The organism is Motilimonas pumila (genome assembly GCF_003596335.1).
Lineage (GTDB): Bacteria > Pseudomonadota > Gammaproteobacteria > Enterobacterales > CBDFNC01 > Motilimonas > Motilimonas pumila.
Window position 1 is genome coordinate 37,689 of the sequence record NZ_QZCH01000016.1, and the last position, 13,372, is coordinate 51,060.

The 13,372-nt window shown below is 45.8% G+C and carries 13 protein-coding genes; 12 read left to right on the forward strand and 1 reads right to left on the reverse strand.

Going from position 1 to position 13,372, the window contains the following annotated elements; genetic code table 11:
- Positions 1-41 precede the first annotated feature (41 nt).
- From yoaA to rnd, 6 genes are all read left to right on the forward strand, one after another.
- On the forward strand, positions 42-1,958 hold the full coding sequence (gene yoaA / locus D1Z90_RS12680; protein ID WP_119911141.1) for a DNA repair helicase YoaA: 1,917 nt from the start codon (positions 42-44) through the stop codon (positions 1,956-1,958).
- Positions 1,955-2,650 (forward strand): tRNA (adenosine(37)-N6)-threonylcarbamoyltransferase complex dimerization subunit type 1 TsaB, encoded by a 696-nt coding sequence (tsaB, locus tag D1Z90_RS12685; RefSeq protein WP_119911142.1) that lies wholly within the window; start codon positions 1,955-1,957, stop codon positions 2,648-2,650. Before yoaA ends, tsaB begins: the two co-directional genes overlap by 4 nt.
- Before the next feature lie 151 nt (positions 2,651-2,801).
- Positions 2,802-3,083 (forward strand): hypothetical protein, encoded by a 282-nt coding sequence (locus tag D1Z90_RS12690; protein WP_119911143.1) that lies wholly within the window; start codon positions 2,802-2,804, stop codon positions 3,081-3,083.
- A gap of 8 nt (positions 3,084-3,091) precedes the next feature.
- Positions 3,092-4,006 carry an alpha/beta fold hydrolase gene (locus D1Z90_RS12695; RefSeq protein ID WP_158587131.1) on the forward strand — a complete coding sequence of 305 codons (915 nt, stop codon included), beginning with the start codon at positions 3,092-3,094 and terminating at the stop codon, positions 4,004-4,006.
- A gap of 127 nt (positions 4,007-4,133) precedes the next feature.
- Positions 4,134-5,807, forward strand: a complete 1,674-nt coding sequence (fadD, locus tag D1Z90_RS12700; protein WP_119911145.1) for a long-chain-fatty-acid--CoA ligase FadD — start codon at positions 4,134-4,136, stop codon at positions 5,805-5,807.
- Positions 5,728-6,936, forward strand: a complete 1,209-nt coding sequence (gene rnd / locus D1Z90_RS12705) for a ribonuclease D (protein ID WP_119911146.1) — start codon at positions 5,728-5,730, stop codon at positions 6,934-6,936. The genes fadD and rnd overlap by 80 nt, the downstream gene beginning before the upstream one ends.
- On the opposite strand, the gene D1Z90_RS12710 is transcribed toward rnd, so the two are convergent.
- Positions 6,933-8,147, reverse strand: a complete 1,215-nt coding sequence (locus D1Z90_RS12710) for a Bcr/CflA family multidrug efflux MFS transporter (protein ID WP_119911147.1) — start codon at positions 8,145-8,147, stop codon at positions 6,933-6,935. The genes rnd and D1Z90_RS12710 overlap by 4 nt on opposite strands.
- A 169-nt stretch (positions 8,148-8,316) precedes the next feature.
- On the opposite strand from D1Z90_RS12710, the gene D1Z90_RS12715 reads away from it, so the two are divergent.
- The 6 genes from D1Z90_RS12715 (at position 8,317) to D1Z90_RS12740 (ending at position 13,359) form a co-directional block, all read left to right on the forward strand.
- Positions 8,317-8,484: a DUF3012 domain-containing protein gene (locus D1Z90_RS12715; RefSeq protein ID WP_119911205.1), complete on the forward strand. Its 168-nt coding sequence runs from the start codon at positions 8,317-8,319 to the stop codon at positions 8,482-8,484.
- Positions 8,481-9,035, forward strand: coding sequence for a DUF1415 domain-containing protein (locus D1Z90_RS12720; RefSeq protein WP_119911148.1), 555 nt, complete (start codon positions 8,481-8,483; stop codon positions 9,033-9,035). The genes D1Z90_RS12715 and D1Z90_RS12720 overlap by 4 nt, the downstream gene beginning before the upstream one ends.
- Before the next feature lie 4 nt (positions 9,036-9,039).
- Entirely contained in the window at positions 9,040-9,333 is a 294-nt protein-coding gene (locus tag D1Z90_RS12725; RefSeq protein WP_119911149.1) for an MliC family protein, read from the forward strand.
- Between the two features lie 338 nt (positions 9,334-9,671).
- Complete coding sequence (gene leuC, locus D1Z90_RS12730) at positions 9,672-11,075, forward strand: 3-isopropylmalate dehydratase large subunit (RefSeq protein WP_119911150.1); 1,404 nt, start codon at positions 9,672-9,674, stop codon at positions 11,073-11,075.
- A 37-nt stretch (positions 11,076-11,112) separates the two neighbouring features.
- Positions 11,113-11,727, forward strand: a complete 615-nt coding sequence (leuD, locus tag D1Z90_RS12735) for a 3-isopropylmalate dehydratase small subunit (RefSeq protein WP_119911151.1) — start codon at positions 11,113-11,115, stop codon at positions 11,725-11,727.
- A gap of 93 nt (positions 11,728-11,820) precedes the next feature.
- On the forward strand, positions 11,821-13,359 hold the full coding sequence (locus tag D1Z90_RS12740; RefSeq protein ID WP_198419176.1) for a hydroxymethylglutaryl-CoA lyase-like TIM-barrel protein: 1,539 nt from the start codon (positions 11,821-11,823) through the stop codon (positions 13,357-13,359).
- The last annotated feature ends 13 nt before the right edge of the window (positions 13,360-13,372 follow it).

Here is a 13,372-nt window from a genome sequence, read left to right on the forward strand (position 1 = left end):
AGCTGGCATAATGGCGTTTTTCACATTGATGTTGGTGCTTCATGTCTGTTGCTGACTTTTTCTCTGCTACTGGCGCGCTATCGCAGCAAATTAATGGTTATCAGCCACGTCAGCCGCAACTGCAAATGGCCCAAGCCGTTGCCGATACCCTTGGCCAACAAGGGCGTTTATTGGTGGAAGCTGAAACGGGCACTGGAAAAACCTTTGCTTATCTCGTTCCCGCTTTACTAAAGCAGCAAAAAACCATCATCTCTACTGGCAGTAAAAACCTCCAAGAACAGTTGTTTCTTCGCGATCTGCCTTTTTTATTGGATGCCGTCAATTACACCGGCGTTGCAGCTATCTTAAAGGGGCGCAGTAACTATTTATGCATTGAAAGGCTCAACCGATTTATGTTGCAGAGCCACCAGCAAGATGCCAGTTTGTTGGCGGATTTAGTCAAAGTTAAGACCTGGTCTGCCAGCAGCCAACATGGCGATTTGTCGGAAGTAGACGGCCTAGCTGAAGACGCAGCAATCATTCCTCTGGTCACCAGCAGTAATGACAACTGTTTAGGCCGTGACTGTCCTGATTATGACGATTGCTACTTGGTTAAAGCGCGGCAAAAGGCCATGGATGCCGATATCTTGGTTGTTAATCATCACCTTTTTTTTGCTGATGTAGCAGTAAAAGACACGGGGTTTGGTGAGCTAATGCCAGAAGCAGACGCCTATATTTTTGACGAAGCCCATCAGTTACCAGATATTGCCAGCCAATATTTCGGCCAAAGCTTATCAAGTCGACAGTTTTTTGAACTGTGCAAAGACTTAGAGTTTTGTTATCGCAGCGAACTGCGGGATCTAAGCCAATTAAACAAAGCTACTTTGGCGTTTAAGTCCGCGGTGCAAGAACTCCGGTTAGCGTTTGAATTGGAACAGGGTACAGGAAGTTGGCGAGAGAAATTGCAAGCTGGGCGCATGAATGTAGCCATTGCCCGCTTGTTAGAAACCATGCAATTTACGTATGACGTAGCCAAATTAAACTTAAACCGCAGTGAAGTGCTTGACCATTGTTTTGAGCGATTAACCCAATTTAAAGCGCAATTCGACAAAATGCTCGACGTTAATCAAGCTGGCTTTAGTTATTGGTATGATTGTTCACGGCTGCACTTTTCTTTGCATATTACGCCGTTGAGCGTGGCAGAACGTTTCGCGCTAGAAATGGATAAAAAGCAAGCGGCCTGGGTGTTTACCTCTGCCACCATGACGGTGAATGAGCAATTTGACCATTACGCTAACCTGTTGGGTCTACAAAACGCCGAGCATTTATTGCTTAAAAGCCCGTTTGATTTTGCCCGTCAAAGCTTGTTGGCCGTACCTCGTTATATCCCTGAGCCTGGCACTCGTGGTTTAGCGCAGTGGCTGGTTAACCAATTAGCCCCGATTATCAATATCAATCAAGGACGCTGTTTCTTTCTATGCACCAGCCATTTTATGATGAACGAGTTGGCTGAGCTGTTCAAACAGCAATTGGAATTGCCGGTTTTAGTCCAAGGTGAAACCAGCAAACAAGCGTTATTAAAGCAGTTCATTGATCACGGCAATGCCTTGTTGGTTGCAACAGGGGCTTTTTGGGAAGGCATAGACGTACGTGGGCAAACCTTGTCTTTGGTAGTAATAGACAAGATACCTTTTACGGCACCGGATGATCCCTTGCTTAAAGCACGGATGGAAGACGCTCAACTCAAAGGATTAGACCCGTTTCAAAGCGTGCAATTGCCGCAAGCTGTTATTGCCTTGAAGCAAGGGGTTGGGCGCTTGATTCGTGACACTCAAGACAAAGGCGCGGTAGTGATATGTGACCCGCGCTTGGTCAGCAGAAATTATGGTAATATTTTTTTGAATAGTTTACCTTCCATGCCGAGAACGCGAGACTTGGCAAAAGTCAGTGCATTTTTGCAACAAATGGATGAGTTATGACAAAATTTTTGGCAGTGGATACCTCAACTGAAGGCTGTTCAGTGGCGGTAGAAAGCGCAGATAAGCGCTATGCAAATTTCCAATTTAGCCCAAGAGAGCATACCCAGCGGATCCTACCTATGGTGGATGAAGTGTTAGCCAGCGCGAAGCTGACCTTGAGCGACTGTGACGCGCTTGTATATGGTCAAGGCCCCGGCAGTTTCACTGGCGTACGTATCGGCATAGGAATTGCACAAGGTTTAGCGTTTGGCGCGGAGTTACCTATGATAGGTGTCTCTACTTTACAAGCCATGGCGCAGCAGGCCCGAGAGCAGCAGGGCGCCACTTCAGTGTTAGCTGCCATTGATGCCCGCATGGGGGAAGTGTACTTTGGCCATTATCAAGATCATGGTGACGGAATCATGACGCTGGTTGGGCAAGAGCACGTGTTAACGCCTGAAGGGGTATGTGAGATGTATGCCAACTTAGCGCCGGCGATGACTGCGGTTGGCACAGGCTGGCAAGCTTACCCTGCATTACTTGATCATTTTGCCATTACGGAAGATGTGGTGGTTGAGTTTCCGGCTGCTGAGTTTATGTTGCCATTTGCAAAAAATTGCTGGCAACGCGGTGAAACAGTGAGTGCCGACAAGGCGCAAGCCATTTACCTGCGAGATAAGGTCACCTGGAAAAAGCTGCCTGGTAGAGAATAAGCTGCTACCTAACGCAGAGTTTTATATTTTTTGATGTGAGTGGCTTGTGCTTATCGCTATAATCAAAAGTGAAGCCAATATGGCAGAGCTGTTATAGTTTTCGCTTTTAGGCAGAGTGGTTAAGAGATACGTCGATAATGGATATGTGTCAGTGATAAACAGTGTAAATACGACTTATGTGTTGCCCACCCCTTCGAGTGGCCAACAAAAGTCGTCAACATCATCCAATCAAACCAACGAAGTAGCGGCTTCGCAGGCGATGACGCCTGTTCGTAAAACGACGCTCACTGCGGCGACGGTGGAACAAGTGAAGTTGGCTTATGATAAGCCCGATCAACGCCATAGCAAAGCCATTCATCAGTATGAAGATATTGCTAAAGCACCTGCCCGTGAGGCGATTTCTGAAACCTTTGGTGTAGACCTTTACGCTTGATGGTGGCGGTGAGTTACCCCATTACCGATGGCTTTATTCGCGGCCTGAGCTGGCAAAGTGGCGCAGCAGAAGATCCCTGTCAAACTGTGTTGTGCCTTCATGGTTGGCTCGATAATTGCCATTCCTTTTTACCTCTGCTGTGTGAAGATACCTTGACTGACGTGTTGCAAACTCAGCAAGCGGCACTGGAAATGGTGGGGCGTCAGTCATACTCGGGTTTAACCCAAACATCCAGTTGGCGATTTATTGCCATTGACTGGCCAGGCCATGGTCACTCCAGCCACAAACCGCACAACTACCATTTTGCTGATTGGGTAGGGGATTTGCACCAGGTTGTGCAAGCTTTAGGGCCTGTGCACATTATTGGCCATTCGCTCGGTGGCATGGTTGCCAGCTGTTTTGCCGCCGCGTTTCCTGAGTGGGTGAGAAGTCTGGTATTACTTGAAAGTGCTGGCCCGTTGGCCCTAGCCGTTACCGAGACGACTTCACATTTACGCCAAGCCTTACTAAAGCGACAATCGCCAGCCTCCAGTCGAGCGCCAAAATTACGCAGTTTGCAGCAACTGCAACACGCGAAAGCGCGTGCATTAGCCCTGTCCATTGAAGATGGCATCAGTATGGTGGCTCGCGATAATGTGGAGGAGCAGGGGCAATATCGCTGGCGTCACGATCAAAAGCTGCTCCAAATATCCCCATTTCGTTTAGCACCCGCGCAGGCGGAGCAGTTGGTTAGCAGTATCAAATGTCCAACCTTATGTTTGTTAGCCAAGCAAGGGCACCAACAAATTGCTGATCACTTTCACGCTCGGCAGGACTTGTTTCAACAACTCAGTTACCAGCAATTACCCGGTCACCATCACTTTCATATTGAGCATGCCGAGGCAGTCGGCCAAGCAGTTGAAGAATTTTTTGTTAAACTTTGAATTGTAACCGGCTTGTTAATGGTACAAAACTGAGACTGACAATATACTCTGAATTAATATTTTTCATGCTGACACAAGTGCTTATCGTTTTTATCGTCAGCCCTAGCCCCGTATTTTGGTGGATACTATGGACAAAATTTGGTTAGACAGATACCCCGCCGATGTGCCTGAGTCAATTGATTTAAGCGCGAATGAAACCTTGATTGATGTATTTGCTCGCAGCGTGAATGACTTTGCCGATAATACCGCCTATATCAATATGGGAGCGCGCTTAACTTACCGCCAGTTGGAGCAGCAAAGTGCCGATTTTGCGGCCTACTGTCAGCATGTGCTTAAGCTTGTTCCCGGTGACCGAATTGCGTTGATGATGCCCAATTTGTTGCAATACCCTATTGCGATGTTTGGCGCTATTCGTGCGGGGTTAGTGGTGGTGAACGTTAACCCCCTTTACACGCCCCGCGAGTTAAAGCATCAGATGCGTGACTCTGGCGCTAAAGCCATCGTCATTTTAGAGAATTTTGCTCATACCTTGGCCAAGGTTGTGGCGGAAACAGATATTGAGCACGTGATGATCACTACGCTAGGCGATAAGCTCAGCCTTATAAAAGGTCACTTGGTCAATTTTGTGGTTAAGCACGTTAAAAAAATGGTGCCAGCATATCATTTGCCGCAAGCCACCTCATTGTCGCAAGCCTTGGCTAAGGGCAAACAATATCATTTAGCTGCGGTGTCTTGTACGCCAGATGATCTGGCCTTTTTGCAATACACTGGAGGTACGACAGGTGTGTCAAAAGGCGCAAAACTCAGCCACCGTAACATTGTTGCTAACTTATATCAGGCACTTGCAGCTTACGGGCCTGTGTTACAACAGGGTAAAGAGACAATTGTGACGGCCCTACCGCTTTACCACATCTTTGCACTTACAGTGAATTGTTTGTTAATGATGCGATTAGGGGCGAGCAATTTATTGATCACAAACCCAAGAGATATTCCAAATTTTATTAAAGAGTTAAAAAAGACCCCGTACACAGTGTTGACAGGTGTAAACACGTTATTTAATGGTTTACTCAACAATCAAGCCTTTCATCAACTCGATTTTTCCAAGCTTCGCTTAACCATAGGTGGGGGCATGGCAGTACAAAAAAGTGTGGCAACAGAGTGGCAAAACCTCACCAAATGCCGCTTATTAGAAGGCTATGGTTTGACGGAGTGTGCGCCGCTGGTGACGGTGAACCCGTACGATTTGGAAAGTTATAACCACAGTATCGGCTTACCCATTCCTTCCACTGAAGTGCGCATTGTTGATGAAGGAAAAGAGCTAGCGGTCGGTGAAGTGGGGGAATTACAGGTGCGAGGCCCACAAGTGATGTCGGGCTATTGGCAAGTTGCGAAGACGCCTGAACTTGATCAAGAAGGCTGGCTGCACACCGGGGACATAGCCAAAATTGATGCCCAAGGGTTTATTTATATTGTTGATCGTAAAAAGGACATGATACTTGTTTCTGGATTTAACGTTTTTCCGAATGAGGTTGAAGATGTGGTAGCGGGTCATCCGGGAGTGCTAGAAGTCGCGGCGATTGGCATGCCAGACGACGATACGGGTGAAAAAGTGAAGATCTTTGTGGTGAAAAAAGAACCAAGCTTGACCCAAGATCAGATTATTAAACATTGTAAAGGTGAGCTCACTGCCTATAAAGTACCAAAGCTGATAGAATTTAGGAATGAGCTTCCTAAGACCAACGTGGGCAAGATCCTTCGTCGTGTACTCAGGGAAGAAGAAATGGCTAAATCTGGCCACTAGCCTAAGAGTAGAGCAGTTGAAATTTAAATACATCAGTACTCAAGATGCGCTTATGACATTGAATAATGCCATGAGCGATAACATTATCGCCCTCGATACCGAATTTGTTCGTACCCGCACCTATTATGCTAATTTGGGCCTATTGCAGTTTGCCCAAGACCAAGAGTATTACTTGATTGACCCATTAGCGGTCGGCGATCTTGCACCATTTTGGCAAGCATTAGAGTCTCGCACTACGCTGTGGCATTCGTTCGCGGAAGATTTAGAAATTGTCAAAAATCACAAAGGTGATTTGAACGGTGAACACCTTGATACCCAAATTGCCTGTGGTTTTTTGAATATGGGGCATTCTCTGGGGTATGCGGCGATGGTGAACAATTTATTGGGCGTTAAACTCGACAAAGGCGAAGCTCGCACGGATTGGCTAGCGCGGCCATTGGCTGATAGGCAGCTAGATTACGCCATCAGAGACGTGGTTTATTTAGAGCCTTGTTATGACATTCTCGCTGAGCAGTTGAACAAAAAAGGCTTGTTGCAAATGTTTAAACAAGAATGCCATAACCAAGTAAACAAACGTTTGCAGCAGCCTGAAGAAGACCAGCTGTACGTCGATATCAAAAATGCCGCTAAGCTTAACCAGCGCGGTTTGGCTGTGTTACAAGCTCTCGCTAAATGGCGTTTTAACACCGCAAAGACGCGAAATTATGCACTTAACTTTGTCGTCAAAGAAGCCCATTTATGGGAAGTGGCGAAACACCAGCCTAAATCAAAATCGACGTTGAGCCAGTTGGGCTTAACCGAGCAAGAGATCCGTGTTCATGGCGATACTATCATTACGTTGGTAAAGCAGGCTATGGCCCTGGCTCCGGATCAGCTTCCCGCTAAAATAAAGCCCGTGATCGAATACGCAGGTTACAAAGCTGAATTTAAACGTATCAAAGAAGCGGTAGCATTAGCCGCGCAGCAGAATGACATTGCGGTTGAGTTATTGGCATCGAAAAAAACCATACATCAATACTTGGGTTGGTTATGGAAATTATCTGATGCTGAAAAAGCCGACGCAGAACGTCCTATGCTATTATCGGATTGGCGCTATGAGATGTTGAGCCCGATCATCAAATTGGGCTAAGCTTGGCGGCTTATCTGCAATGCCGGTTTGTGTTTGTGCACCAGTAAAACATAAGCGCTGACCGAGCATACCGCCGATAGCACCATGCCAAATGCTAACACACTGGCATCTGGCACATACCAAAGGCTGGCAAATGCGCCAGCTGCGCCACCAATCGCGAAACGCACCGTGCCAGTCATTGCCGTTGCGGTACCGGCAATATCGCCAAATTCAGATAAAATACCAGCCATACAATTCGAGCCAATGAGTGGCATCATGCCGACAAAGCCAACACATGCCGCGATGATCAGCGTTGCATTTTCACTGTGACTTAAGCCGATGTATAAAAATACCCCGGCCATCAATGAGATAACTCCCAAACCGATTTTTATCATGGTGTCTGAACCATAACGTTCAACCAGCTGACTGTTACACCAAGTCGCAGTCATCATCATGAGTACGTTCAGGCCGAAATATAGGCCGTAATGCTCGGCAGGGATGGCCAGATAATCAATGTAAATATGGGGAGACGTAGTCAAAAATACAAACATGCCTGCGATGGAGCAACCGCCGACCAGCATATAACCGAGGGCACGTAGATTTTTTAACACCTGGCCGTAATTGTTGGCAATATTACGGGCATTGAATGGCACTCGTTTTGACTCGGGTAAGGTTTCTTTTATCCCAAAGTAAACGGCTAACATAGTGATGGCCCCCAGGCCTGCAAGGCAGTAGAAAATGGCTTGCCATGGGGCTATGGTAATTAATACTCCACCTAAGGTCGGCGCAACTAAAGGGGCGAGGGTCATGATCAGTATGACAAAAGACATGATCTTGGAAAACTGTTCGCGTTGGTACATATCTCGAATCAACGCACCAACAATCACTGAGGCCGCGCCTCCACCAATGGCTTGAAAAAAGCGCAGTAAGGTTAAAGTGGAGATATCGTCTACTATCATCACGGCGAGGTTGGTTAGGGTAAAGATGGCTAAGCCAGTGAGCATGATGCCTTTACGGCCGAAGCTATCTGACAAAGGGCCATAGACAAGTTGGCCAATTGCAAATCCGATCAGAAACACGCTGAGTGTTAATTGAACTTGTTGTGCACTGGCCCCAAGCGCCGACTCAATGGTGGGCATCGCAGGCAGGTACATATCGATGGCCATCGGGGCTAAACCGGAGAGTAGGGCTAAAATGAGTAATAAACCAACCGGTATAGACACAGATTTCATAGTTTGGCCCCGTTAAGCAAAGAGTCAGTTTACGACTTTGTGCTTCAATCGGCTAATAACCTAGGTTAATAACACGTATTAAAAATAAGTTACTGTATGGTGTTGCATTTTATGGTGTAACATGAGTCGGTTTTTTAACTATATTTTTGAAGTAATTATAGGTATCTCGATGAAATTGATTTCTCTGTTGGCTGTTTTGGTTCTGTCTTCTTCGTTAATGGCTTGTAGTCCAAAAGTGGGGACACCGGAATGGTGTAAAATGATCAAAGAAAAATCGGCGGGTGACATTACCCCTAACGAAGCGGCTGATTATGCCACGGAATGTTTGTTTAAATGAGTCAGAACTCTGAGGTATTAGCGCAATCTTGGCGTTGGCTAGAGCAGGTAGTCATCGGACTAAATCTGTGTCCATTTGCGGCTAAACCTCATCGTAATCAACAAATAAACATGCAATTGAGTGAAGCGAAAAATATTGATGCTTTACTCGATGAAGTGGAACTTGCCCTCAATCACTTGAATGATACTCCCGCGAGTGTGCTTGATACCACAGTATTAGTCATCCCTCATTTGCTGCAGGATTTCTTTGACTATAATGATGCGCTAGATTGGGTTGAAGACATTATAGACCAACGAGAGTGGCGCGGCGTGTTTCAAATCGCCAGTTTTCATCCTAATTATCAATTTGCTGGAACGGCTCCGGATGACCCGGAAAATTTAACCAATCGTGCTCCTTTTCCCATGTTTCACCTGATCAGGGAAGCAAGCATGACAAGGGCATTAGCCAGTTACCCAGACCATGAGTCTATTCCACAGCGGAATATCACAAAGGTTGAGTCGTTAACGAAGCAGCAAAGACAACAGCTTTTTTCATATTTGTATAAGGAATGACGCAATGAAAAATCGATTGATATTGGCAGTAGCCATTTCTTCACTGACGGTGCTAGCAGCTTGTTCCAAGGGCCCGGAAGGTAAAAAGTATGTGTGCGCAGATAAAACGGAGTTTTACCTTGCCACTGAAGGCGTGAAAGCCGTGTTAAATTTTGCTGGTGAAGACCACGACTTAAAACAAGTCCCCACTGCTTCAGGCTCTCGTTATGTCAACGCAGAATTTATGTTTTTCTCTAAAGGTGGCGAAGCCATGTTAGGAGAAGGAGAAACATTACATAAGCAATGTGTTCGTCAATAGCGATGAAAACGCAATAAAATTTTCATAAAGATACACTAAGTGACTCACAGTGACGCTTAGTGTATTTAGCTATTTATCTTCCGCTAATCAATATATACATTCACCTATTTTCTCAAAATCAGTTTAACCTGCTGATTGCAAACCGTTTACAGTCATTGATTCAGCATGATTAGCTATTTTATGAGACTAATTTGTCTTTTCTTACTTGAGCCTATAAGGGCAATCCTTTAATATTGCGATTTTCAGCTGATCCGCCGTGACAAAATGAGACGTTAGGCTTAAGCCTCGTTACACGGTTGATTTGCGTTATACGCAAAGTGAAGAGTGGTAAGGAAGCAATGAATAAAACGATGTATGAAAAGATATGGGACAGCCATTTAGTTCATGAGCCAGAAGGCGGCACGCCTCTGCTTTACGTGGACAGGCAGCTCATGCACGAAGTAACAAGCCCGCAAGCATTTGAAGGCATGAAACTTAAGCAACGCGCTATCCGTAACCCACACAGCGTGTTAGCAACCATGGATCACTGTGTTCCTACCAAAAAAGAAGCTCGCGCGGTACTTGCTGACCCCATTGCAAAAAAACAAATAGAAACGATGGCGGCAAACTGTGAAGAGCACGGTTTGAATTTGTACGACATGGAAAGCCCAAATAACGGTGTTATCCATATCGTTGTTCCTGAGCATGGCTTTGTACACCCAGGCATGGTTGCATGTTGTGGTGATAGCCATACCGCGACGCATGGCGCGTTTGGTGCCCTTGCATTTGGTATTGGTACTTCTGAAGTAGAACATGTAATGGCGACGCAAACATTACAGCAGAAGAAATCAAAAACCATGTTGGTTCAAGTTGACGGTACGCTATCCAAGTTTGCGACTGCTAAAGATATTGCACTTGCTGTTATCGGCAAAATTGGTACTGCTGGTGGTACTGGTTACGTTATCGAGTTTGCGGGTGAAGCAGTACGCAACCTAACCATGGAAGGGCGCATGACCCTTTGTAACATGGCGATTGAAGGTGGTGCACGTGCTGGTCTTATCGCACCTGACCAAACCACATTCGATTACCTAGAAGGTAAAGAATTTGCACCTAAGGGTGACGATTGGGATGCTGCGGTTACCTACTGGAAATCATTGGTTTCTGATGAAGGCGCAACATTTGACGCTATCGTTGAACTAAAAGCGGAAGAGATTGCACCACAAGTTACTTGGGGCACATCTCCTGAGCAAGTAATCAATGTCAACGCACCGGTTCCTGGCCCTGCAGACTTTGATGACAAAATTAAATCTCAAGCAGCACAATCAGCGCTTAACTACATGGGTCTTGAAGCTGGTCAGTCTTTGACTGACGTTAAGCTAGACATCATTTTCATCGGCTCATGTACTAATGGTCGAATTGAAGATTTCCGTGCTGCTGCTGAGCTACTTAAAGGTAAAAAAGTGGCTGAAGGTGTGCAAGCGATTGCAGTACCTGGCTCTTACTTAGTGAAAAACCAAGCGGAAGAAGAAGGTCTGGATAAGATCTTTATCGAAGCAGGTTGGGAGTGGCGTGAGCCAAGCTGTTCAATGTGTTTGGCAATGAACGGTGACCAACTGTCTCCAGGTCAACGTAGTGCGTCGACTTCAAACCGTAACTTCGAAGGTCGTCAAGGTAAAGGTGGTCGTACTCACCTATTGTCACCTGCGATGGCTGCAGCAGCTTCTGTTGCCGGTACGTTTGTTGATATCAGGAATTGGGATTAATCCTCAATCGCCACACTAAGTTTATTTGGAGTATTAAATGAAAGCTTATCAAAAGCACACTAGCGTTGCGGCATTAATGGATCGCAGTAACGTCGACACCGACCAAATCATCCCCAAGCAATTCTTGAAAAAGGTTGAGCGTACGGGTTTTGGCATTCATTTGTTTCATGACTGGCGTTTTCTGGATGATGGCATCACGCCAAATCCTGATTTTGAATTGAACAAGCCAGCGTTCCAAGGTGCTAAAATCTTGGTTGCAGGTGATAACTTCGGTTGTGGTTCATCACGTGAGCACGCACCGTGGGCGATTGAAGATTACGGTTTTAACACGGTTATCTCGACCAGCTTTGCCGATATTTTCTTTAGCAACTGTTTCAAAAATGGCATCATCCCAATTAAAGTGACGACCGCCGAACTTGAAGCGCTAATGGCTGAAATTAATGGTAATGAAGGGGTTGAATTTACCGTTGACCTAGAAGCTGAAAAGCTGACTACGCCAGGCGGCATTGTTATCAATATTGAAGTTGATGCTTTCCGTAAGCAAAGTCTATTAGAAGGCCTTGATGACATCGCATGGTCATTGAAGCACGAAGATAAAATTACAGCTTTCGAAGAAAAGCATAAACAACAACTGCCTTGGTTGTGGAAATAAGCATTATTTCTCGACGGTAAGTTGACTAAAGGCGCGGCATTCGCCGCGTTTTTTTTGACACTTAATTTGAGTGTGCAATAAGGACAATGCAGCATGGGACTATCTAACCGCCGTGTTCTACTCATGGACACTACGCTTCGCGATGGCGAGCAAACCCAATCGGTTTCTTTTCCGCCAACAGAAAAAGTCAGCATAGCCAAAGCGCTGTTGCAAAAATTAAAAATTGACCGCTTAGAAGTGGCATCAGCACGTGTCTCGGATGGCGAAAAAGAAGCCGTTAAAAAGCTTAACGACTGGGCGCGAACAGAAGGCTTGGTTGATCGCATCGAAGTGCTTGGTTTTGTAGATCATACTTTGAGCGTTGATTGGATCAAAGACACTGGCGGCCAAGTATTAAACCTGCTTGCTAAAGGCAGCTTAAAGCATTGCGCTGAGCAATTACGCAAAAGCTTGCAGCAACACGTTGCTGATATCAAACAAACCGTGGCCTATGCGATAAGTCAAGGGCTTACGGTAAACATTTATTTAGAAGATTGGTCTAACGGTTATAAAGACAGCCCTGAGTACGTGTATGACATGGTGACCATGTTGCAAGACGCAGGCATTGAGCACTTTATGCTACCAGATACTTTAGGCGTCATGTCGCCGGACGAGGTCTTTGACAGTTTGTCAGATATGATTGCGCGCTTCCCAGCTACTAAATTTGATTTTCATCCTCATAACGATTACGGCTTGGCTACGGCAAACGCGATGTTTGCGGCAAAAGCTGGTATTAGCTCTATTCACTGTACCGTTAATTGTTTAGGTGAGCGTGCAGGTAATGCTTCATTAGCAGAAGTCGCCGTGGTTTTAAAAGATAAGCTGGGTATGCAAGTAGAAATTGACGAAAGCCAGTTTCATCATATCAGTCAGCTGGTTGAAAACTTCTCTGGCAAACGCATTGCTGATAATACACCGATTGTTGGCGCCGATGTCTTTACCCAAACCAGTGGCATTCATGCCGATGGAGATAAAAAAGGTGGCTTGTACATGTCGGCCTTGACTCCTGAGCGTTTTGACCGCTTACGCAGTTATGCGCTGGGTAAAATGAGTGGTAAAGCGTCGTTGGCGAAAAACCTTGAAGCCATGGATATTGAGCTGACGGTTGAACAGCAGAAGCGATTACTCGATCGCATCGTTAAATTAGGCGACCAAAAAGAAACCATAACGCCAGAAGATTTGCCGTTTTTGGTTGCGGATCTATTAGAGCGTAAAGATTACTCTCACGTTGAGTTGCTTAATTGTTCGATTACCTCAGGTTTAGACTTGGAGTCTGTGGTCAGTATTCGCGTCAGTATCAATGGTGAAATTAAAAAATCGTCAGCTAGCGGTAACGGCGGCTTTGATGCCTTTATTAGCGCGATGAAAAAATTACTGATTGAGCCAGAGTTTGATTTCCCTGAGTTGGTAGACTTTCAATTGCGTATACCACCGGGTGGGCAAACCAGTGCGTTTACCGAATGTGTCGTTACTTGGCAAGATGGCGATAGACAGATTCGTACTCGTGGCGTCAATACTAACCAAGTATTAGCGGGCATTGGTGCGACACTGCGCATGCTAAACATTAAGTTGCACGCTAAAGATCAACACTAACGGTAATGGGAGT